A 22,159-nucleotide genomic window follows, 5' to 3' on the forward strand; every position below is an offset into this window, starting at 1 on the left:
TGCTGCGTGGTTTGTTATTGCAATAATTTAAACGCTTATAAATCAAATACTTATCGGAAAATTTAAGCATCAATGTCCGCATTCAAGGCGTTTTCTTCAATGAATACACGGCGCGGCTCAACTTCATCGCCCATCAAGCAGCTGAACAGATGGTCGGCAGCGATGGCATCTTCAATGGTGATTTTGAGCATATTGCGGTTTTCAGGGTCCATGGTGGTTTCCCACAGCTGGTCGGCATTCATTTCACCCAAACCCTTATAACGCTGGATAGACAAGCCACGGCGTGCTTCCGTCATCATCAGCTCCCACAGATGGTCAAAATCTTTAACCGCAAAGTCTTTTTCGCCACGGCGGATAAAGCTGTCTTCGGTCAAAATCGTGTTCCATGTGGAACTCAGTTTCAAAAGACGCGCATATTCGCCAGAGCCGATGAACAGCGGATCAAGTGTGTAATGCTGCGGCAACTGATGCACATAAATGGTGATTTTTGGCAAAAATGCCTTCGGTGTGCTGCTACCACTTTGGGCAAGATCAGCGTCTGTGTCCGCACCGCCAATCGGCTCAAGCACCACTTTTGGATTCAGCTCGCCTGCGGTCTCATTCAGCACGGTTTGTAAATTTTGCACCCATGTCGTCATCGCAGCTTCGTCTTGGGTGTCGGCAAGCTCAAGTTTTGGCACAAAGGTGAGTGCGTTAATCAGCACTTCTGGGTATTTTTGCGCCAAGCGATTTTTGACGTTTTGGGCTTGGCTGTAATCATTCATCAAGCCTTCTAACGCCTGCCCTGTGATGGCTGGCGTGTCTTTGGTGAGATACAGCTGATTATCATCAATCGTGGACGACAAAAGATAAGATTTTAGTGCGTCATTGTCTTTTAAATACAGCTCTTGCTTGCCTTTTTTCACCTTGTACAAAGGCGGCTGCGCAATGTAAATATGTCCACGCTCAATCAGCTCTGGCGTTTGACGGAAAAAGAAGGTCAAAAGCAGCGTGCGAATGTGGCTACCGTCCACGTCCGCATCGGTCATGATGATGATTTTGTGATAGCGCAGCTTGTCAGGATTGTATTCGTCCTTGCCAATGCCTGTGCCAAGCGCAGTGATGAGCGTGCCAACTTCCGCGCTTGACAGCATTTTATCAAAGCGCGCACGCTCCACGTTTAGGATTTTACCTTTTAGCGGTAAGATGGCTTGGGTTTTGCGGCTGCGCCCCTGCTTGGCACTACCGCCTGCCGAATCACCCTCCACCAGATACAATTCAGACAACGCTGGGTCTTTTTCTTGGCAGTCGGCAAGTTTACCCGGCAAGCCTGCGATGTCAAGACTGGTCTTGCGGCGGGTCATTTCACGCGCTTTGCGAGCCGCTTCTCTGGCGCGCGCTGCGTCCAAAATCTTGCCTGCAATGGCTTTGGCGGCGTTAGGATTTTCCAGCAAATATTCACTCAAGCGTTCGTGCATGGTGGTTTCCACCGCGCTTTTTACTTCGCTTGAGACAAGTTTGTCTTTGGTTTGGCTGCTGAATTTAGGGTCAGGCACTTTCACCGACACAATCGCCACCAAGCCTTCACGTGCGTCATCGCCCGTTACTTGCACTTTTTCTTTTTTGCCGATGTTTTCGCTGTCCATGTAAGCGTTTAGGCAGCGAGTGAGCGCCGAACGAAAGCCCGACAAGTGCGTACCACCGTCTTTTTGTGGGATATTATTGGTAAAGCACAGCACTTTTTCGTTGTAGCTGTCCGACCATTGCAAGGCGACTTCCACGCCAATGCCGTCCGTGCCTTGTGCGGTGAAATGAAACACGTCATTGAGCGTTTGCTTGCCGTCATTGATGTATTGCACAAATTCTAGCAAGCCGCCTTTATGCTCAAAAACTTGTGATTTGTCGCTGCGCTCGTCCGTCAGCACAATGCGCACGCCAGAATTTAGGAATGACAATTCACGCAAACGCTTGGCAAGAATGTCATAATCAAAAATCGTGCCGCTAAAAATCTCAGCAGATGGATAAAAACGCACCTGTGTGCCTGTTTTGCTCGTGGTTTCGCCTTTTTTAAGCTCAAAATCTGGCACGCCATCGGTATAATCTTGGGTATGAATAAAACCATCACGCCAAATGGTGAGCGTCAGTTTTTTGGACAAGGCATTCACCACTGACACGCCCACGCCATGCAGACCGCCAGACACCTTATAAGAGTTGTCGTCAAACTTACCACCAGCGTGCAGCACCGTCATGATGACCTGCGCCGCCGACACGCCTTCTTCTGGGTGAATGTCCACAGGAATGCCCCGGCCGTTATCCGCCACAGAGATGGATTCGTCCGCATGAATGATGATGTTAATCTCATCGCAATGCCCAGCAAGCGCTTCGTCAATGGAATTATCCACCACCTCAAACACCATGTGGTGCAAGCCTGTACCGTCATCAGTGTCACCAATGTACATACCGGGGCGCACACGCACCGCCTCCAGACCGCGCAGGACTCGGATATTTTTTGAGCTGTAATCGTTTTGCTCGCTTGGACTGCTCATACAATTTCCTTAACTGTGTTATTTTGCCGTGCGCTGCAAATCCACTGGCAAAACCAAGCAAAAACAGCACAGCGATATAGTCAATTCAACATCGTTTAAAACAAGGCGGCAAGCCATGGACAGCACAAGCGGCACTTATAAGACAAGCCAGCGAAACATCAAACCAAATTGCAAAGACTATAATTTTGTTAAAATACTGTTTATTATAGCACATTTTGGCGATTTTAGGGGGATTTGTCGGTGTTTTTGGCAAAAGCTGACAGGTTTGTAATTTGTGAAAATTTACTCATCGTTCATCATTTGCACAGCGCTCACCGCACCTTGATGCACAGTGAAAACTTTAAGCAAATCCTGCGCCTGTCCATCAAAACTTTGCGATAAAGGCGGCGCATCTTGTGCGGTACTGTCTTGAGAAGGTGGGTTTTGAGAAATTTGCTCTTGAGAAGGCTGGTTTTGAAAAGAGGTACCTTGAGCGTGTTTGACTTTTAATTTAGCGATGATGGTTTTGGCGATGCCAGCTTGCAAACTGCTGATAAACAGCTGACACGGCAAGGCAAGTGCCACGTCCAAAAACACCTCCACCGCGCGCTCATCAAGCTCAGCGTCTATGTCATCAATCAGCACCATCGGTAAAGCGCCATCAAAGGCTGCAGCTTGGCTGGTGCGGTATTGACAAATCAGCTGTAATTGTGAGAGTTTTAAGGCGGTGATGAGCAGTTTTTTCTCGCCACGCGACAGCACGTTGCTCGCTTGCTCTCTTTGCTGTGCCGTACCGCCCATCGTTACCGATACATCAGCACGGTGCGCGCCCACGCGTGTGTAACCCAGCTCCACATCGCCATCAATCCTGCTTTGCAGCACCGCAAACAGCCCTGCCGATACGTCAAACCCTGCCGAATAGCTCAGCTTAATTCTGTCGGCATAAGCTGGCAAAAGCTGCGCCACCATCGCCAAAAACAGCGGATGCCACGCAGCAAATACCGCTTGGCGTGCTTCGTGCAAGCGTGCGGCGTGCTGTGATAGCTGCTGATCCCACGCAGCAAGCTCTCTGGCACAGCGTGCGGATTTTAATAAGGCGTTGCGCTGCTTGAGCAGGCGCTGATACGCCAGCCACTCATTATGAAAAGTAGGTTTCACGTGAAACGCCAGCCAGTCCAAAAGTTGCCGCCTTGCGCCGCTGCCTTCTTCTAGCACCGTCATGCCAGCAGGGTCAATCAAAAGCACGGGCAATCTTTTGGCAAGCTCGCTTTGGGCGGTGAGCGGTGTGTCGTTTAGGCGTAAAATGGTGGTGGCAAGATTGGCAGCGTCCAGCTGTTTTTGGATTGCTAAAGCCGTGCCGTCTTGGGTTTTTGCCCAAACGGTGCAAGCATTGGTGTGGTGCGTGATGTAGCGCTTAGGCTCATGATGACGAAAAGTCTTGCCACGAGAAAGCAAAAACACCGCCTCTAAAAGCGATGTTTTGCCGCTGCCATTAGCACCTGTGATCAGATTGTACTGCGACAACGCCAAATCGGCTTGGGCGATGTTGCGCAGCTGATGAACACGAAGCGTGCTTAGCATATCACACTCGCATTGGCATCACTACATACTGATGATTCATCTCATCGCCCACTTGATAAATCAGTGTTGGGCTGGTGGCTTGAGTCATGCCAAGGTAAATTTCACCATCAAGCACACGCAGCACCGCACGCAGATAGGCTTCGTTGAACGACAGCTCAAGTGGCTCGCCTGTATACTGCACCGACATCACTTCTTCGGCTTCGTCTTGTTCACGGTTGCGCACGCTGATGGTAACGCTGTCTTCTTTGGCGAAATCCAGCAGCACACCCGGGGCTTCTTTGCTGTTTAGTACAGACAAGCGGCGCAGTACGTCCACCGCTTCTTCTTTATCAAACAATGCCACACGCTCAATGTTGTTAGGAATCACACGGCGATAATCAGGGAATTTGCCTTCAATCAAACGCGCGGTCAAAAGCGCACTCATACCATGATATTCGCTGTCTGCACCAAAATTTAGCGACACTTGCAACATTTCATCATCAAAGCCAAGCGACACCACGTCATGCTCGCTGCCATCACGCACAAGCTCAGTTAAAAGTCGCTCAAGCTCGCCCACCGCCTTGCCGGGGATAATGATGCGCTTTTCATCATAACTTTCATCAAGCGCACGGTGCGCCACCGCCAAACGGTGTCCGTCTGTCGCCACGGCAGTCAGTTTGTCGCCAATGATTTCAAACAGCATGCCTGTCAAATAATGGCGCACATCTTGGGTTGCCATCGCAAAACGTGTGTGGTTAATCAAATCAAACAAAGCATGGCGATTGACGTTTAGCGTGGTGGTTTGGCTTGGTGCGCCAATGCTTGGGAAATCTTCGGCTGGCAAGGCTTTTAGGGTGTATTTACCCTTCTCGCCGCCAATCACACAGCGACTGCCTGTTGCGTCCAAATGCAGCACATCGCCTGCCACCGCCTTACACACGCTAAAAAATTTCTCAGCAGGCAAGGTAGTCGTGCCAGCTTGTACGCACGCGCCCTGCGGCAAAGCAAGTGCCGTAGTCAGCTCTACTTCTAAATCCGAAGCAGTCAGCACCAAACTTTCTTCGCTAAGCTCAAGTTTGATGTTGCCCAAAATCGCCACACGGTGATGCTTATCGGCAATTTTCACCACCATGTTAATCGCTTTAATTAGAAGTTCTTTGTCAATGGATAGTTTCATGAGCGTTCCGTTGTTTTTGCTTGTGTCTGTACTTTTGCTTAGGTTAAAAATCTTAAAATTTTTGTCAATTTTGCCTATTGTAGCACGCCAATGCGCACACGTCAGTAATAAAGCAGGGCAAATTTTAAAGCGATGTCTGCGCGCTTTTAAGGCGGCGTATCAAGCCGCATTTAAATTACGCTTTAAAACATGGTTTCAAATACACCTTAAAATCACAGCTGCAATGTCGCTTTTAAGGCGGTGTAATCCTTATAAAATAAAGGGTCAGTCTCGCACAATTCTTGCACTTTTTCGCACGCGTGCATGACCGTGGTGTGGTCTCGTCCGCCAAACGCCTGCCCAATTTCGGGAAAGCTGTCGCGCGTCAGCTCACGGGTAAGCGCCATCGCCATTTGACGTGGACGAGCGATGTTGCGCGCGCGTTTTTTGCCGATCAAATCACGCGATGACACGCCATAATACTCCGCCACCACTTCACGAATGTTATCAGCATTGATGGCTCTTGCGCGCGCTTCAATCAAATCACGCATGGCGCTGCGCACCAGCGGCAGCGTGATTGGCTCGCCTGTAAACGTTGCGCTGTGGCAGACTCTGTTTAGCGCCCCTTCTAGTGCGCGCACGTCAGAAAAAATGTTTTGCGCAATAAAAAGCGCACAGTCTTTTGGCAAATCCAAACCCACCGCTTTTGCTTTTTTCTCCAAAATTTGCACGCGCGTTTCAATGTCTGGCGGCTCAATGGACAACGCCAAACCGCCTGAAAACCGCGACAAAAACTGCGAACTAAAGCCTTCCATTTTAATGGGGTGCCTGTCCGAAGCCAAAATGATACGCCGTCTGCCGCCTTTGTTAAATTCATCAAACAGCGACAACAGCACCTGTGATGTGTGCGGCGATGTGATCAAATGCACGTCATCAACCATCAAAATATCCGCTTTCATGATGCGCTTAATGACGCTATTCACACTGCTTTTGCCGCTGCGATTGTCAGCAAACACACCTTCAAAAAACCGCTTAAAACCGTCTTTTTCAAAATAACAATAACTCAGACCTGCCTTTGAGCAGCTGTTCGCCACGGCATGAATTAAATGCGTCTTACCAAGCCCTGATGAACCATAAATGAACAAAAACGGATAATCTGCTTGCTTATCGCTTTTCACCAAGTCATAGCAGGCTTTGTAGGCTTGCTCATTGGACTTACCCTTCACAAAAGACGAAAACGTAAAATAATCCATCACGGTATCGCTTTCAGCAATGCGTGATGTTGTTTTTTGTTTTTTGCTGACGCTTGGTTTATCGTCTTTTGGCGGCGCGGCTGTCATCTGGGCGATTTGCACGTCCACACCAGACACAAAAGGGGCGTGCTTTGCCACCAGACGCTCGATTTTATCAAAATGATTTTGCTTGATGTGCTTTAAGAAAAATTCATTGATGGCAAGCAACACCAGCTTATTGCCTACCATGCTTGGCTCAAGGCTTGTAAAATACTGCACAAATTCCTGCTCGCCCACTTCTTCTTTGAGCGCGGCAGCACAGTCTTGCCAAAAATCCACTGACGCAGGCGCAGGACTTGACGAAGTGGTACTCACCCCTTCTTCTAAAAAATCTTCGTCATAATCAAACAGCGATGTCATTTTGCTCTCCGCCCACACCTTTCATGCTCACAACTTTAAAAATTTTATTTTGGCAAGGTTTTAAATCTTATTTAAAAATATTTTTAAACTTATTTTTGCGTAATTCTCACAAAAACAACTATTAAGTAAATTTACCCAATCTTTTAATCTATCATTCAATATTTGGGCAAATCCACCTTCCTTGCCAAGTGCTGCGCATATTATCACACTTGCCAAATTTTTAAAAGTGCCATTTACAAATCTGTGGATAAGTTTCTGTAAAAGTCTGTGGATAACTCAAAATACAAGTTATCCACAACTTACAAACAATCTTATAACAAATTTTTCCACAAACTAAACTAATGATTTTTAATCAATTTTTGTGATTTTCCACAGAAAATATCACTCTTTATTATCATTATTTTTATATATAAATTAAATAAAAAGCGATTTTAAAATCTGTGGATAAGTTTTAAATCCTATGATTTTCAAGGCTTTCAGGCAAAAGGTTTGATGCTATGATAACTCAAAATCACTCAAGCATTCAAAATAAAATCATGAAAATTTTAACGACAAAACCTAACATTCAGTGAAATGTTTTTATCAATAGCAATAAATCAAAGAACCACAAAAAACGCTCACCAAAATAATTCTTGACCTAATAGGTAAATTTTGATAGACTTGTCAAGTTTTACTTATGGTGAGTAAAACCTTTGTGATATTTTTGCTGATAAAATCTTTTTAGATTTGTCAGTCCAAAGTCGTCGCAGACGGGTTTCTGCAGAGCCCAGCGATGCCAACCCAACCTTAAGGTAACCTTATGAAACGTACATTTCAACCAAGCGTTCTAAAACGCAAGCGCACTCACGGTTTCCGTGCTCGCATGGCAACTAAAAAAGGCCGCCAAGTTTTGGCACGCCGCCGTGCTAAAGGTCGTCATCGTTTGACCGTATAAGCCTAAGCGCACAAAAAGCACCACATTGTTGGTGCTTTTTTGTTGCCCAAATCTTTTTTGTCGGTATTTTTTTAAGTTCGTTGGACGGTTGTTTAGGCTTAAAAAGCGTGCGCCAATACACAATATTAACAAGGCGCATGAGTAAATATCGGGCTTGTGCTATACTAATGAGCGACGAGTTTATTTTGGATAATAAAATATGACCAATTATCATTTTGGCAAATCACAAAGATTGCTCAAGCCTGACGAATTTCGCCAAGTATTTGATGCACCGCTCAAAAAAGTGCATGGCGAGCATCTGCTTGTGTTTGTACAAAAAAATAACACCAGCCATGCACGATTAGGGCTTGCCATTACCAAAAAAAAGCTGAAACGTGCAGTGGATAGAAATTACATTAAGCGCATCACCAGAGAAGCTTTTCGTCATGCCAGCGTGGAAATGGGTGCGGTGGATGTGGTGCTAATTATTAAGAAAAACTACACAAAAGATTGGGATATGTATGCTGAGATTGTTAAGATTTTTGAAAAAATAAAAAATTCTTATCCAAAAACCACGCCAAACAAAAATTTAATACCAAGCGAAAATTTAACAACAAACCAGCAAAATAACGCACAAGAGCGCACGCCATGCTAAAAAAGGTGCTGCTGTTTTTAATTAAGGTGTATCAGCGTGCCATCAGCCCTATGATGTCGGCGCGCTGTCGCTATTATCCGACTTGCTCGCAGTACGCCAAGCACGCACTGCTTTGGCATGGCGTTTGGCGTGGTGGGCGTTTGGCGGCGTGGCGGATCATGCGCTGTCAGCCTTTTGGCGGCTCTGGCGTGGATTTTGTGCCGCTGGCATTATACCGTGAGCGTTTCATTCCTGCGAGCATCACGCACCGTGCGTGTCTGGTAGATTATGCAAGCTACAAAGCAAGGCTTGCGCATTTATTAAAAATGAGCTAAAAAAGCCAGCCATATCATAAGCGCACTGTATGTTAGTTATCTTTTTGATTTTATTGACTTTTATTTCACCTTGTTTTTACCCTTTGGTAAATCGCATTTCGCTGATTTTAAATTCCCCTATCTTATAAGCCTGCCATCTTTTGCTGAATTTTAAGCAAAATACGCTTGGTGTTTAGGCTGTCTATACCAAAACCTTGCGCCATTACAAATATTTTCTAGGATTTTTGTGTAAATTTTAGTAAAATGGGCGATTTATCTTTTTGTTTTAGCGTTTGTTTGCGCAATGTTGCATTTGCTTATAATGATTTGGCGAATGTGCTTAGCGAATTGAACGCTTGTACGTTTGGCGATGGTGCTTATTTGCTGCCCAAACCCAACTTAGGATAGATTTTCATGCAAAAAATTCTTCGGATTTTGATTATTATTGCCATGCTGATTACGGCATATTTGCTGGTGCTGGCGTGGCGTGATGATTATGCCAACCAGCCTGCAAGCAGCGTGCCTGTGGCGACACAAACCAGCGCAGACGTGCCTGTGGTGAATGCTGGCGGCGATGTACCTGTGGCAAGCAACACTCTGCAAGCGGCGACTGCTGCCAGCAGCGAAGCGAGCGCAGGCGAACTCATCAGCGTGTCCACCGATCGCTATGACATTCGCATCAATCCTGTGGGCGGCGACATCGTGTACGCAGCGCTTAAGCAGTACACAGAATCGCTGGATGGCGATGAGTTGTTCGTGCTTTTACAAAACGACAGCGCACGCACTTATGTGGCGCAGTCTGGCTTGATTGGGCAAAATGGCATTGACACCGCTGCAGGGCGTGCGCAATACACCAGCCCAAAAAACAGCTACACGCTAGAAGGTAATGCAGGTACATTGCAAGTGCCGCTTGTCTACCAAAAAGATGGCGTAACCATCACCAAAACTTACACCTTTAACGCAGGCGAATACCCAATTCAGCTAAGCTACAACATCAATAACGCATCGCAAACCAACTGGCAAGGGCAAATGTACGCCCAGCTAAAACGCGACAACAGCAATGATCCGGGCATGGACAACAAAGGCTTCATGCAGATGGCGACTTACTTGGGCGGTGCTTGGGGTACGCCTGACGATCCGTATAATAAGCTAAAATTCAAAGAGTTTAACGATGGCGAATTGCGCGCGGTGAGCAAAGACGGCTGGGTGGGCGTTGTACAGCACTATTTTGTGTCGGCATGGACTCCGGGCGATTTTGAAGGTCAATTTTATAGCCGTGCCAGCGGTAATGATAATTTCATCGGCTTTAATAGCCCAGCGGTAAACGTGCCAGCAGGCAAGCAAATCACGCTTGACGCCACGCTGTACGCAGGGCCAAAAATCCAAGAAGATTTGGCGAAAGTCGCACCGGGTCTGAATCAGACGGTGGATTATGGCTTCTTGTGGCCGATTTCTAAGGTGCTTTTTGCCATTCTTGATGGCATTCACAAGGTGATTGGCAACTGGGGTTGGTCAATTATTGTGCTGACGATTTTGGTGAAGTTGGCGCTGTTTTGGCTGTCAAACAAAAGCTATGTGTCTATGGCGAAAATGCGTGCCATTGCGCCAAAATTGCAAGCGCTTAAAGACAAGCACGGCGATGACCGCATGGCAATGAGCCAAGAAATGATGCAGCTTTATCGTGATGAAAAGGTTAATCCGATGGCGGGCTGTTTGCCGATTTTGCTACAAATGCCGATTTTCCTTGCGCTGTACTGGGTGTTGGTGGAGAGTGTTGAGCTGCGCCATGCACCGTGGATTTTGTGGATTAAGGATTTGTCAGCGATGGATCCTTGGTTTGTGTTGCCGATTTTTATGGGCGCAACCATGTTTATTCAGCAGCTGCTAAACCCACAGCCAACCGACCCAATGCAAGCAAAAATGATGAAAATCATGCCATTGATTTTTGCGGCATTCATGCTGTTTTTCCCGGCAGGTCTTGTGCTGTATTGGACGGTGAACAACCTATTTAGCATGACGCACCAGCACTTTGTAAATAAGCGTGTGGAGCGTGAAATGGCGGCAAGAGACGCAGCCTAAATCCCAAACCAAAAAGCCCGTTCGTTATGGACGGGCTTTTTTTTGGGGTTTGGTAGGCGATTTGCAGGCTGGCTTTGGGATTTGTCGCCAAAATCCGCCAAAACTTGATAAAAAGATGATACAATAAAAGGTTATGGTTTTAATTTGGGCAAGTGCATTGCCAGACTTGCCATTTGTCTTGCTTGTTTTGCGCCAAATGGATAAAACCAAGCCGATTTTCTTAAATTCATACAAATCCACCAATCAAGAGCCGTATTTTGAACACGTTTGAGCAAACACCCAGTCAAAATCCCACCATTGCCGCCATCGCCACGCCCATCGGTCAAGGTGGTGTGGGTGTGATTCGCCTGTCTGGGCGCAGCGCTTATGAGCTGGGCTGTCAGATTACTGGCAAAAAAAGCCTGACGCCACGCCATGCGCATTTCGCCAAATTCACGGACGCCAAGGGCGATACGATTGACGAAGGGGTGGTGATTTATTTTAAAGCGCCACATTCATTCACTGGCGAAGACGTGGTGGAGCTGCAAGGGCATGGCGGCATGGTGCTGCAAAATATGCTTTTGACACGCTGTTTTGAGCTGGGTGCGCGCCAAGCGACTGCAGGCGAATTTTCGCTGCGTGCTTTTGAAAATGATAAGATTGATTTGGTGCAAGCCGAAGCCATTGCCGATGCAATCAGTGCCACATCAAAGGCGCAGGCAGCCAGTGCGATTCGTTCGTTGTCTGGTGAATTTTCTAATAAAATCAATGAGTTATTTGATAATCTCACCAACTTGCGCCTGTATGTGGAAGCCAGCATAGATTTTCCTGACGAAGAAGATGTGGATTTTTTGTCAGATGGCGTGATTGATTCTCGCTTACAAAAGCTGCTCGCAGGCATCGATGAGATTTTAGCAACTGCCAAACAAGGACAGCTGCTGCGTGATGGTGTGCACGTCGTACTGGCGGGCAAGCCAAATGCAGGTAAATCCAGCCTGCTTAATCGCTTGGCAGGCACGGAGCGCGCCATTGTTACTGATGTGGCAGGCACAACCAGAGACACGCTTGAAGAAACCTTGGTGCTTGACGGCTTGACGGTGCATTTGACAGACACTGCTGGACTGCGTGAGACGGCAGATAAAGTGGAGCAAATTGGCATTGATCGTGCCAAAACCGCCATCAGACAGGCAGATATTTTACTGATGGTTTATGATGTTTCACGTGAAACAGACCCAGAAACCCTTGCCAAGACGCTCTTTGACGATGATTGCCAAAACATCGCCACACGTCTTTTGATGGTGGCGAATAAGTCGGATTTGCTCGATGTTTCATGTGAAACCTTGAATGTTCGGTCAAGCGATGAGAGGTTGAGCAAAAATCTAAAAAATTCAGCAGATGTTATCCATGTTTCATGTGAAACAGGCGATGGCATTGCCGATTTGGTGGCGATGCTCAAAGAGAAAGTTGGTTTTCATCCGCCAGAAAACAGCCTGATTGCACGCACGCGCCACATTGATGCGTTAAGACGCACACGCCAGTATGTGCTAGAAGCGCACGAGCAACTGACGGTGTTTTATGCAGGTGAGCTGGTGGCGGAAAGTCTGCGCAGCGCACAGCAATCCTTGGGAGAAATCACAGGTCAAGTCAGTGCCGATGAGCTGCTGGGTAAGATTTTTTCAAGTTTTTGTATCGGTAAATAGCTTTGTGGCGATGGTTTAAATTTATGATTTAGTTTGCGATTGTAGCTTCGCCATAACATCACGGAAATCAAATTATGCACTGCCCTTATTGTAATGCAATGGACGCTAAGGTGATTGATTCACGCTTGGCGGCCGAAGGTTCGCAGGTGCGTCGCCGCCGTCAATGCGTGGAGTGTGGCGAGCGTTTTACCACCTTTGAAGTGGTGGAAGTGGTCATGCCGCGCATCATCAAGGTAAACGGCCGCATTGAGCCTTATGACCACGCCAAACTCAAGCGCTCCATCGCCCTGCCGCTGCAAAAACGCCCTGTCAGCCTTGATGAAATGGAAGCGATGATTAGCCGCATTGAGCAAAAATTGCGCCACACAGGCGAGCGAGAAATCAGCTCAAAAATGCTGGGCGAGATTGTGATGAGTGAGCTAAAAGCGGTAGATGACGTGGCGTATGTGCGTTTTGCCAGCGTGTATCGTGATTTTCAGGACATTGCGGCATTTCAGGCGGAGCTTGCTAATTTTCAGCCACTAAGTAAGTCTAAGGATTAAAAGCAAGGCTTGCAAATTAAGTGAGTTTATTTTTACCAGCAGGCTTTTATAGTCAAATCAAAATCTGAGTAGGTCTTAATGATGGATAAAAATTCTTTTTCGTCTGATGATGAAAAGTTTATGCGTTTGGCATTAGAGCAGGCGCAATTAGGAAGTTTTACTACAAGACCAAATCCTGCAGTGGGCTGCGTCATTGTAAAGAATGGCTTAATAATTGGCAAGGGATTTCACCCAAAAGCAGGCTTGCCCCATGCTGAAGTTTATGCGCTGCAAGACGCTAAAAATCATGGGTTTGATGTGGCAGGAGCGAGTGCTTATGTAACGCTTGAGCCATGCAGCCATTATGGACGCACGCCACCTTGCGCCAAGGCATTGGTGGAAAGTGGCGTAAAACAAGTGGTGGTGGCGACACTTGACCCAAATCCGCAAGTGTCTGGGCGTGGCGTGGCGATGCTGCAAGAAGCTGGCATTGAGGTGCGTGTTGGTGTGTGCGAGCAAGAAGCAAAAGCCATCAATGCAGGTTTTTTAAAAGCGATGGCGACAGGCTTGCCTTCTGTGCGTGTGAAAATCGCCGCAAGCCTTGATGGACGTACAGCGATGGCTGATGGTGAATCCAAGTGGATCACAGGCTCTGCGGCGCGCCAAGATGTGCAAAAACTGCGTGCCAAAAGTGGTGCAATCATCACAGGTTCAGGTACGATTATTGCGGACAATCCTGCGTTGAATGTGCGTTTGCCAAGCCTTGATTTGGATAACATCACACAGCCAAAAATTGTCGTGGTGGATAGAAGCGCTCGCTTACAACATACTGATAATTATCAAGTTTTTAAAAAAACCGACACGCTGATTTGGCGTGAGAATTTACCAGAACTGCTAAAAACTTTGGTGAGCGAATACCAATGTTATGACGTGCTGGTGGAAGCTGGCAGCACGCTTAGCACGACATTTTTGCAGCTGGGTTTGGTAGATGAATTGATTGTTTATCAAGCGCCTTGCCTGCTTGGCGATTCAGCGCGTGCGATGTTTGCTGGTAAGTTTGACAAACTAAATCAAAAGCTGAATTTCACACTGATGAAAACTGAACAAATCGGCGAAGATTTAAAAATGACATTCGCACCAAAGCCGCAAAGCACATGAAAGTTATCCACAGGATAAATTTTTAAATTTAATTTGCGAAAAATACAAATTTTTCAGATTGTGGATAACTTGTCATATAATCATCGGTTTGCAAGAATCGTAAATTTTTAAGTCATTGATATATAAAATATTTTATCGTAAAATTTAATCGTTTTATCAATACCTATTTGCGAAAATTTATCTGTGGAAAACTTTTTATGTACAGACAAAGACTTTACAAAGAATAAGATAATTTTCTTAGTTATCCACAGTAGTATTTTGTAATAAAATGAGTGTGTTTTTCATGGCTTTTTATGTTTAATTTTTTCAATTATAAAAAGATTTTAAAATCACTTAATAATTTAAAAAATTAAACATAAAAATGGCAAGTTTAACACAAGTGTTCGAATTGAAAAAAATTTGAAAAATGAGTGCGCAGTCAAATAAAGACGGCTGAAAAATCATAAGAGAGAAAAATGTTTACAGGTATTATTGAAAACACAGGGCGATTGCAAGCCATCAGCCAGATTGGTGGTGATGTGCGCTTAACCATTCATGCGCCGAAAATGGATTTTAGTGATGTAAAACTTGGCGACAGCATCGCTTCTAACGGCATTTGCTTGACGGTGGTGGCGATTGATGGCGACAGCTATGCGGTCGATGTTTCACGTGAAACTTTATCAAAAACCGCCCTGCAAGGCTGGCAAGTGGGCGATACGCTCAATTTGGAAAAAGCCATGCTGCCCACCACGCGATTTGGCGGGCATATCGTGGCAGGTCATGTGGACGGCGTGGGTAAAATCGCCAAAATTGCCAAAGACGCGCGCTCGGTGTACATTGAAGTGCAAATCCCAAGTGAGCTGATGAAGTACACGGCGGATAAAGGCTCCATCACGGTGGACGGCATTTCCTTGACGACCAACGCCATTAAGCCTGATGAAAATATCGTCTGTCTGAACATCATTCCGCACACTGCTGAGATGACGAACATCGCGCGCCATTGGCAAGTGGGCAAGGCGGTGAATATTGAAGTGGATTTGGTGGCAAGATATTTAGAAAGACTGCTTTTATCTCGTGTCAATGATGAACAAACTGCACCAAAAAACACCATTTCTGAGCAATTTTTAGCGCAAAACGGCTTTTATTTATAAGATAGTTTACTCGTCAAGGTGAGTTTAAGCCAGTGTTTTAGATGCGCCAAGACGATAAAAAGAGAAAATTCATGAGCAAAACCCGAGTAATTTTCGCAGGCACGCCAGAGTTTGCCAAGGTTGCCTTGCAGACACTCATCGATAAGCAAGACGAGCTTAATATTGAGATTGCTGCTGTCTATACCCAGCCCGACCGCAAGGCGGGACGTGGGCAGAAACTCACCGCTTCGCCTGTCAAAGAATTGGCTTTGGCGCACGGCATTGCGGTCGAGCAGCCCGTCAGTTTTAGTCTAAAGTATGCGCCTGATGATGGTATCAGCGGTCAAGTTTCACGTGAAACATTGGCAAATTACCGCCCTGATGTGATGGTGGTGGCTGCTTATGGCTTGATTTTGCCGCTGGGCGTGCTAAACACACCGACCTTCGGCTGCTTAAATATCCACGCGTCTTTGCTGCCAAGATGGCGTGGCGCAGCACCGATTCAGCGCGCGATTTTGGCAGGCGACACCACCACTGGCGTTACCATCATGCAGATGGCGCAGGGGCTGGACACAGGCGATATGCTGTACAAGGCTGAATGTCCGATTGAGCAGACGGATACCACGCAAAGTTTACATGACAAGCTGGCTGCGCTTGGTGGTGCGGCGATTACAGCAGTGCTGGCGGATTTGGTAAATTATCAAAAAAATGCCGAAGCGCAAGATGAAAATTTGGCAAATTATGCCGAAAAAATCGCCGCCATTGACGGACAAATCAACTGGCAAGAGAATGCTTTCGCCATTCAGCGACAAATCCGCGCGCTCAATGCTTACAGCTTTTTAAATGGTGAGCGTGTGAAGGTGCTGTCCGCCATGCCGATTAAAATCGAGCAAATCACGCACGAAAGCGCAGGCAAGGTGGTGAGCGTTGGCAAAAATGCGCTGCTGGCGGCGTGCGGTGCAGACGAGCAAGGCGTGCAGCATTTGATCAACATTACGGGTTTGCAATGGGCAGGCGGCAAGCCATTCAACGCCGAGCAAATCGCAAACAGCAACAAAGTCAGCGATGGCGATTATTTCACCAATGAAGGTGGTGCGTGATGACGTATCAAGAGCGTCTGCGCCAAAACATCAGTACGCGCGCTAAAATCATCGCTGTGCTGACGCTGGTGCAGTCTGGGCAGTCGCTGTCGGCATTGCTTGATGGCTTGCTGTCGGCGGTGCCTGCGCAGGATAAAGGTTTTGCGCACGAGCTGACCCTTGGCACGCTGCGCCAGTGGTGGGCGCTGTGCCGTGTGAGCGAAAGTTTGGTGGAAGGCGAGATTGACGATGTGGTGCTGTCGGCGTTAAATGTTGGTCTGTATCAGCTTTTGTATTTGCAAACGCCTGATTATGCGACAATTTTTGCCACTGTAGAAGCGCTCAAAGAGCTGGGCGAGCCACGCGCAGGGGGTTTGGTGAATGCGATTTTGCGTAAAGTTGCCAAAACACCTGCCAAATTTGCCAAAAAAGTGCAGAAAAATCACAGCTTGCCAAATTGGCTTGCCAAAACGCTCAAGCAAGACTGGGCGGAGTATTATGATGCGCTTGGGCAAACGCTGCGCACATCTGCGCCGATTTTTGTGCGTGCTAATGTCAGTAAAATCAGCCACGATGAATATAAAAATCTTTTGATAAATCAAGGATTTGAGTTTGATGAAGTGGCGATTGACACGCAAGTTTTTGATAAAGAATACACCACGCAAGCCTTCAAAATCCATCAAGGCAATGTGCAAAATCTACCCAAATTTGATGATGGTTTTGTGGCGGTGCAGGATTTGCATGCGCAGATTTCTGCGGCAATCATTGATGGCGTGATGGCAAGGCTTAGTAAAAATTCTCTACAGCTTTTGGATGCTTGTACTGCACCTGCAGGCAAATTAACGCATTGGCTGGCGCATTTGCAGGCGTTTCACGTGAAACATGGCGATTATCAGATGACCGCCATTGACAGCGATGAAAAGCGCTTGGTGCGTGTGTTTGACAATGTGGAGCGACTGGGTTTTGGTGAATTGCTGGGCAAAAATCTTACCATCAAGACGGCTGATGCCACCACTTTTACCAGCGATAAACCTTTTGATGTTGTGGTTTTGGACGCGCCTTGTACTGCCACTGGTGTGATTCGCCGCCACCCTGACATCGCCTTACTGCGCAGTGAGCTTGATGTGATACAAACCGCTGATTTGCAAGAAAAAATCTTGGAAAATCTATGGCAAAGCGTGGCAGATGGCGGCTATCTTTTATACATTACTTGCTCGATTTTAAAGCAGGAAAATGAAGCGCAGCTTGAAAAGTTTTTGGCAAAACACGCTGACGCTGCCGAAATTAAATTGGACGGAGATTGGGGTATTGCGCAAACCATCGGACGGCAGATTTTGCCTGTGCTTAATGGCGGTGATGGCTTTTATTATGCGCTGCTGCACAAGCGCTCGTAACATTCACCGCTAAAGACATTACCAAAGACACTGCCAAAGATACCGCTAAAAATGGTTAAAAATGGCGCAAAAAGATGAATTGTAACGTGCCAAATTGCTCATATTTTGGTATGATACGACTAATTTGATGAATGAGCGCTCGGTTTTGATTCGTTGGATTATAAGAATTTGAGCGCGGTAACTTGATGGTTTTATTGATAATTTTAGGAAATTTATGCACTACATCAGCACTCGTGGCAATACGCCAAAAATGCAATTTAGCGACGTTCTTTTGATGGGGCTTGCGCCTGATGGCGGTCTTATGTTGCCAGAAGTTTATCCTGTGATTGACCGTGCCACGCTGGATCACTGGCGCACACTGAGCTACACCGAGCTTGCTTTTGCCATCATAAGCTTGTTTGCCACCGACATTCCTGCCGATGATTTGCGCGCGCTGATTGACAAGACTTACACCAAGGCGACTTTTAACAGCGATGAAATCACGCCTGTAAGCAAGATTTATGACGATTTGTACTTACTTGAGCTGTCAAACGGCCCGACACTTGCCTTTAAAGACATGGCGATGCAATTTTTGGGCAATGCCTTTGAATATGTACTTGCCAAAAAAGGCGAGCGCCTGACCATCATCGGTGCAACGTCTGGCGACACAGGCTCTGCGGCGGAATATGCGCTGCGTGGCAAGGCGAATATTGAAGTGTTTATGATGTCGCCACACGGCAAGATGAGTGAGTTTCAGCGTGCGCAAATGTACAGCTTGGACGACAAAAACATTCATAACATCGCCATTGAAGGCATGTTTGACGACTGCCAAGACATCGTCAAAGCCTTGCAAGAAGATAAGGCATTCAAGCAAAAATACAGCCTAGGTACGGTGAACTCCATCAACTGGGGGCGCATTTTGGCGCAAATCGTGTACTATTTTAAAGGCTATTTTGCCGCCACCAGCAGCAATGACGAAAAAGTAAGCGTGTGCGTGCCATCTGGCAACTTCGGCAACGTCTGTGCGGCGCACATCGCACGCATGATGGGCTTGCCGCTCAATCGCTTGATTGTGGCGACCAACGAAAACGACGTGCTGAACGAATTTTTTGCCACAGGCAACTACGCCCCACGCACATCAGCAAACACTTATGTAACGTCAAGCCCGTCTATGGACATCTCAAAAGCGTCCAACTTTGAGCGTTTTATTTTCACATTGCTTGAGCGTGATGGCGAGAAAGTGAGCGAGCTTTTCAATCAAGTAAAAGCTGGTGCTGGCTTTGATTTGTCGGATAAATTGGCGGACATTCATGAAAAATACGGGTTTGTCGCTGGCAAATCCACGCACGCCGACCGCCTTGCCACCATCAAAAAAGTGCATGACGAGACCAAGCGTCTGATTGACCCGCACACCGCTGATGGCGTGAAAGTGGCGCGCGATGTACAGCAAGCAGGCGAAATTATTGTCGTGGCGGAAACTGCCTTGCCGATTAAATTCAAAGACACCATCACCGAAGCAGTGGGCGAGATGGATTTGCCGCGCCCTGCCCATACCGTTGGCATTGAAGATAAGCCGCAGTTCGTTACCGTGCTTGACAATGACGCAAAATTGGTGGCGGATTTGATTGCCAAGCACGTCCGCGCGGCTTGATTGGCGTTTATCATGCGTTGCGCTGTTTTATTGTCATTTATAAGATTGACAAAACAGCCAACCGCTTGAAATTTATGATGAATAAGACGCGCCAATGAGTGCGTCTTGTTTTTTGGTGGTTAGTCTTATTTTTGGCGGATTTTGGCGTGGGCTATGATGATTTTTGGTGGTTTAAATCGCTTTGAGTGGATTGATTGTTAAATGGAATGGTTGTTAAATGGAATGATTGTAAATCACTTGGTTTGGCAAGTTGATTTAAAAATCGGCTTGGCGAATTGGTGATTTTTGGATTGAGTTATGTCTTATCAAACTTTGGACGCACACACAAAAACGCTGGCGCTGTGGTACATTGTCAATACGTCTTTGCAGTCGTATTATAAGCTGATAGAATCGTTTGGCGGTGCTGAGCAGGCATTGGAGGCGGACGTGTCGGCATGGCAGGCACTGTCTTTGCATAAGGCACACATTGGGCGTTATCAGGATGCGCAAGATGTGCTGGCGTTTGTGGATAAGGTGCAAAATGACGTGGCGCGCGGTGCATATGGTGCGCTGTATCAAGGCGATGCGGCTTATCCTGATGCGCTTGATGAGATTTACGATCCGCCGCCTGTGCTGTTTTATCGTGGCAATGTGGCGCGCCTAAGTGAGCGGCAGATTGCGATTGTCGGTAGTCGTAAGCCAAGCGAATATGCCGAGAAAATCACCTTTGATTTGGCGCAATATTTGGTGCAATCAGGCTACACCATCACCAGTGGCTTGGCGCAGGGCGTGGATAAAAGTGCGCATTTGGGCGCGCTGGCGCAAAGTGCCGCACTGGCTGGGCGCACAGTGGGCGTGGCTGGCACGGGCATTGATGTGTGCTATCCTAAAAATCATCACGCATTATTTGCGCAAATCATCAATGATGGTGGCTGCATTGTCAGCGAGCTTTTGCCGGGTACGCCAGCGAGTAAGCACACTTTTCCACGCCGCAATCGCCTTGTCGCAGGCTTATCGCTTGCGACCGTTGTAACCGAAGCGGCACTACAAAGCGGCTCGCTCATCACCGCACGTCTGGCAGCTGAGCAAGGCAAGCAGGTGTTTGCTGTGCCAAGCCGCATTGATAACGCCAACGCTGAAGGCTGTCATCATCTGATTCGTGAAGGCGCAACGCTGATTTATCACCCAAATCACATCATTGATGAGATTGCTTCGGCGCACACTTTTAACGCCTTGCCAAAAACCTTTTCTCAAGGTGTGTCGGCTTATGGTGATGAGGGGTTTACTGCTACGCAAACTAAGCTATCAAGCAATTTTGATAAAAATACCATTAAAAATCAACAAGTTAATATCAATTCTGAAATTTCATCTGTATCACCGCAAACCGTACCAGAGCATTTGCTGGCGGTGTTTGGATGCGTGAATCAAACGGCGGTGGATTTGGATACTTTGGTGGAAATGACAGGCTTGGATACAGGCAGTTTGCTGGCGCAGCTGATAGAGCTTGAGATTTTGGGTGTGATTGCTCAGCAAGGGGGTCGTTATGTGCGCTTATAATATGCCAAAAAATGGGCAAAATACTGTCAATGAAAACACCGCTGATATGAGCACCAGTGCAAGCGCTGACAAGGCAGGCAGCTTGAGCGATGAGCGGCAGTTTTCACATATGTTTCATGTGGAACAACTTGATAAAGCGGTGCAATATTTACAATCAGGCGGTGTGCTGGCTTACCCAAGCGAGAGCGTGTGGGGCTTGGGCTGCGATGCTTTTTGTGAGCAGGCGGTGCGAGAAATTTTGCGCATTAAAAACCGTCCAGAAGAAAAAGGCGTCATCGTGCTGGCAAACCATGCTGATGTGCTAAAACCCTTGCTTGCTGATTTGCCAGACGATGAGCAGCAGCAGCTGATTGCTCGAGCGGCTGATAATGTCGTGCGCCATGATGGGCAGGCGGTGCAGGCTAAGACGTGGCTTGTGCCTGTGGCGGCTGCAGCTGGCATTCCGTCTTGGCTGACGGGACAATTTGACAGCTTGGCGGTGAGAATCACACCGCACCCCATATTACAAAAACTGTGCGAAGGCTTAAAAAGTGCGCATAATCCTTATGGATTTTTGGTTTCTACCAGCTGCAATCCGTCAGGCTGTGAGCCAGCAATGAACTTTGAGCAGGCAGCAAGCTATTTTTATGATGACGTGGGCTATTTGTTGGCGCAAAATTTAGGCTTTGACAAACCCAGTCAAATCGTCAATCTTTTAACTGATGAAGTTTTACGGTGAATGTTAAAATATCATCTGATAAATAGCGAGATTTCTTTGGATAAGTTCCACATGAAACAAGAAATCGCCCAAAATGAGCGATTTTTAGTGGGTTGATTTTAGCGAGCTGATGAGAATATTTGACAATAAGTTGTCATCTTTAAAAAGTATGACAATCAGTTGTCAATTCCACCAAACTTAAATCAGGATTGCCGCCATGCAATCAACGGCTGCGGCTTCTGATAAATTCGTAAACAAACAGCACGATGATTGTGCCAATCACCGATGTGGCAAAACCCCAAAATCCTGTCTTGTCTGCGCCGAATAAAAACCCGCCCACAAATGAACCAACAATGCCTAAAATGATGGTCATAATCCAGCCCATGCTGTCGGCACCGGGCTTAATGGCGCGCGCAACCAAACCAACAAGCAAGCCAATCACGATTGCTGAAATCATAATACTCTCCATATTGTACAAATTGATGTCTAAAATCTTAAAAACTGATTTCGTTATAAAGACTGTACGCAAGGCTTTCCATGCCAA

Annotated in this window: 19 protein-coding genes; 14 read left to right on the plus strand and 5 right to left on the minus strand. The window is 46.8% G+C overall.

Going from position 1 to position 22,159, the window contains the following annotated elements; translation table 11 throughout:
* Positions 1–62: 62 nt before the first annotated feature.
* The 4 genes from gyrB to dnaA all read right to left on the minus strand — a co-directional run bounded on the left by gyrB (position 63) and on the right by dnaA (position 6,872).
* Complete coding sequence (gene gyrB, locus B0181_RS08675; protein ID WP_078277117.1) at positions 63–2,525, minus strand: DNA topoisomerase (ATP-hydrolyzing) subunit B; 2,463 nt, start codon at positions 2,523–2,525, stop codon at positions 63–65.
* Between the two features lie 282 nt (positions 2,526–2,807).
* Positions 2,808–4,085 (minus strand): DNA replication/repair protein RecF, encoded by a 1,278-nt coding sequence (recF, locus tag B0181_RS08680; protein ID WP_078277118.1) that lies wholly within the window; start codon positions 4,083–4,085, stop codon positions 2,808–2,810.
* 1 nt (position 4,086) lies between these two features.
* A complete protein-coding gene (gene dnaN / locus B0181_RS08685; protein ID WP_078277119.1) occupies positions 4,087–5,241 on the minus strand; it encodes a DNA polymerase III subunit beta in 1,155 nt (384 codons plus the stop codon).
* 212 nt (positions 5,242–5,453) lie between these two features.
* A complete protein-coding gene (gene dnaA, locus B0181_RS08690; protein ID WP_078277120.1) occupies positions 5,454–6,872 on the minus strand; it encodes a chromosomal replication initiator protein DnaA in 1,419 nt (472 codons plus the stop codon).
* A 799-nt stretch (positions 6,873–7,671) separates the two neighbouring features.
* On the opposite strand from dnaA, the gene rpmH reads away from it, so the two are divergent.
* From rpmH to B0181_RS08760, 14 genes are all read left to right on the plus strand, one after another.
* Entirely contained in the window at positions 7,672–7,806 is a 135-nt protein-coding gene (rpmH, locus tag B0181_RS08695) for a 50S ribosomal protein L34 (RefSeq protein ID WP_003662232.1), read from the plus strand.
* A 199-nt stretch (positions 7,807–8,005) separates the two neighbouring features.
* On the plus strand, positions 8,006–8,440 hold the full coding sequence (gene rnpA / locus B0181_RS08700) for a ribonuclease P protein component (RefSeq protein WP_078277121.1): 435 nt from the start codon (positions 8,006–8,008) through the stop codon (positions 8,438–8,440).
* The gene (gene yidD, locus B0181_RS08705; RefSeq protein WP_078277122.1) at positions 8,434–8,754 is read left to right on the plus strand and encodes a membrane protein insertion efficiency factor YidD; all 321 of its coding nucleotides are present in this window, start codon (positions 8,434–8,436) and stop codon (positions 8,752–8,754) included. The genes rnpA and yidD overlap by 7 nt, the downstream gene beginning before the upstream one ends.
* A gap of 393 nt (positions 8,755–9,147) precedes the next feature.
* Positions 9,148–10,812 (plus strand): membrane protein insertase YidC, encoded by a 1,665-nt coding sequence (gene yidC / locus B0181_RS08710; protein WP_078277123.1) that lies wholly within the window; start codon positions 9,148–9,150, stop codon positions 10,810–10,812.
* A gap of 133 nt (positions 10,813–10,945) precedes the next feature.
* Positions 10,946–11,083: a hypothetical protein gene (locus tag B0181_RS12125; protein ID WP_158078957.1), complete on the plus strand. Its 138-nt coding sequence runs from the start codon at positions 10,946–10,948 to the stop codon at positions 11,081–11,083.
* Complete coding sequence (mnmE, locus tag B0181_RS08720) at positions 11,070–12,491, plus strand: tRNA uridine-5-carboxymethylaminomethyl(34) synthesis GTPase MnmE (RefSeq protein WP_115338091.1); 1,422 nt, start codon at positions 11,070–11,072, stop codon at positions 12,489–12,491. Before B0181_RS12125 ends, mnmE begins: the two co-directional genes overlap by 14 nt.
* A gap of 74 nt (positions 12,492–12,565) precedes the next feature.
* Complete coding sequence (gene nrdR, locus B0181_RS08725; RefSeq protein WP_078277126.1) at positions 12,566–13,033, plus strand: transcriptional regulator NrdR; 468 nt, start codon at positions 12,566–12,568, stop codon at positions 13,031–13,033.
* Between the two features lie 81 nt (positions 13,034–13,114).
* Positions 13,115–14,170, plus strand: a complete 1,056-nt coding sequence (gene ribD / locus B0181_RS08730; protein ID WP_078277127.1) for a bifunctional diaminohydroxyphosphoribosylaminopyrimidine deaminase/5-amino-6-(5-phosphoribosylamino)uracil reductase RibD — start codon at positions 13,115–13,117, stop codon at positions 14,168–14,170.
* Between the two features lie 455 nt (positions 14,171–14,625).
* Positions 14,626–15,300 (plus strand): riboflavin synthase, encoded by a 675-nt coding sequence (locus tag B0181_RS08735; protein WP_078277128.1) that lies wholly within the window; start codon positions 14,626–14,628, stop codon positions 15,298–15,300.
* Between the two features lie 71 nt (positions 15,301–15,371).
* Complete coding sequence (gene fmt / locus B0181_RS08740; RefSeq protein WP_115338092.1) at positions 15,372–16,379, plus strand: methionyl-tRNA formyltransferase; 1,008 nt, start codon at positions 15,372–15,374, stop codon at positions 16,377–16,379.
* A complete protein-coding gene (locus B0181_RS08745; protein WP_078277130.1) occupies positions 16,379–17,752 on the plus strand; it encodes a transcription antitermination factor NusB in 1,374 nt (457 codons plus the stop codon). Before fmt ends, B0181_RS08745 begins: the two co-directional genes overlap by 1 nt.
* Positions 17,753–17,966: 214 nt before the next feature.
* Positions 17,967–19,382, plus strand: a complete 1,416-nt coding sequence (gene thrC, locus B0181_RS08750; RefSeq protein ID WP_078277131.1) for a threonine synthase — start codon at positions 17,967–17,969, stop codon at positions 19,380–19,382.
* Positions 19,383–19,679: 297 nt separating this feature from the next.
* On the plus strand, positions 19,680–20,918 hold the full coding sequence (dprA, locus tag B0181_RS08755) for a DNA-processing protein DprA (protein WP_078277132.1): 1,239 nt from the start codon (positions 19,680–19,682) through the stop codon (positions 20,916–20,918).
* The gene (locus B0181_RS08760) at positions 20,905–21,636 is read left to right on the plus strand and encodes an L-threonylcarbamoyladenylate synthase (protein WP_245953234.1); all 732 of its coding nucleotides are present in this window, start codon (positions 20,905–20,907) and stop codon (positions 21,634–21,636) included. Before dprA ends, B0181_RS08760 begins: the two co-directional genes overlap by 14 nt.
* Positions 21,637–21,838: 202 nt before the next feature.
* Here B0181_RS08760 and B0181_RS08765 read toward each other — a convergent pair whose 3' ends face one another.
* Complete coding sequence (locus B0181_RS08765; protein WP_078277133.1) at positions 21,839–22,072, minus strand: GlsB/YeaQ/YmgE family stress response membrane protein; 234 nt, start codon at positions 22,070–22,072, stop codon at positions 21,839–21,841.
* Positions 22,073–22,159: the final 87 nt, after the last annotated feature.

Source organism: Moraxella caviae (genome assembly GCF_002014985.1).
Lineage (GTDB): Bacteria > Pseudomonadota > Gammaproteobacteria > Pseudomonadales > Moraxellaceae > Moraxella > Moraxella caviae.

Excerpts from the sequence above, each read along its gene's own strand:
- gyrB (WP_078277117.1), bottom strand. The coding sequence starts at position 2,525 with ATGAGCAGTCCAAGCGAGCAAAACGATTACAGCTCAAAAAATATCCGA.
- B0181_RS08760 (WP_245953234.1), top strand. The coding sequence starts at position 20,905 with ATGTGCGCTTATAATATGCCAAAAAATGGGCAAAATACTGTCAATGAA.
- ribD (WP_078277127.1), top strand. The coding sequence starts at position 13,115 with ATGGATAAAAATTCTTTTTCGTCTGATGATGAAAAGTTTATGCGTTTG.
- yidD (WP_078277122.1), top strand. The coding sequence starts at position 8,434 with ATGCTAAAAAAGGTGCTGCTGTTTTTAATTAAGGTGTATCAGCGTGCC.
- B0181_RS08745 (WP_078277130.1), top strand. The coding sequence starts at position 16,379 with ATGACGTATCAAGAGCGTCTGCGCCAAAACATCAGTACGCGCGCTAAA.
- rpmH (WP_003662232.1), top strand. The coding sequence starts at position 7,672 with ATGAAACGTACATTTCAACCAAGCGTTCTAAAACGCAAGCGCACTCAC.
- nrdR (WP_078277126.1), top strand. The coding sequence starts at position 12,566 with ATGCACTGCCCTTATTGTAATGCAATGGACGCTAAGGTGATTGATTCA.
- yidC (WP_078277123.1), top strand. The coding sequence starts at position 9,148 with ATGCAAAAAATTCTTCGGATTTTGATTATTATTGCCATGCTGATTACG.
- B0181_RS08765 (WP_078277133.1), bottom strand. The coding sequence starts at position 22,072 with ATGATTTCAGCAATCGTGATTGGCTTGCTTGTTGGTTTGGTTGCGCGC.
- dprA (WP_078277132.1), top strand. The coding sequence starts at position 19,680 with ATGTCTTATCAAACTTTGGACGCACACACAAAAACGCTGGCGCTGTGG.
- B0181_RS12125 (WP_158078957.1), top strand. The coding sequence starts at position 10,946 with ATGGTTTTAATTTGGGCAAGTGCATTGCCAGACTTGCCATTTGTCTTG.
- rnpA (WP_078277121.1), top strand. The coding sequence starts at position 8,006 with ATGACCAATTATCATTTTGGCAAATCACAAAGATTGCTCAAGCCTGAC.
- dnaN (WP_078277119.1), bottom strand. The coding sequence starts at position 5,241 with ATGAAACTATCCATTGACAAAGAACTTCTAATTAAAGCGATTAACATG.
- fmt (WP_115338092.1), top strand. The coding sequence starts at position 15,372 with ATGAGCAAAACCCGAGTAATTTTCGCAGGCACGCCAGAGTTTGCCAAG.
- B0181_RS08735 (WP_078277128.1), top strand. The coding sequence starts at position 14,626 with ATGTTTACAGGTATTATTGAAAACACAGGGCGATTGCAAGCCATCAGC.
- dnaA (WP_078277120.1), bottom strand. The coding sequence starts at position 6,872 with ATGACATCGCTGTTTGATTATGACGAAGATTTTTTAGAAGAAGGGGTG.
- recF (WP_078277118.1), bottom strand. The coding sequence starts at position 4,085 with ATGCTAAGCACGCTTCGTGTTCATCAGCTGCGCAACATCGCCCAAGCC.
- thrC (WP_078277131.1), top strand. The coding sequence starts at position 17,967 with ATGCACTACATCAGCACTCGTGGCAATACGCCAAAAATGCAATTTAGC.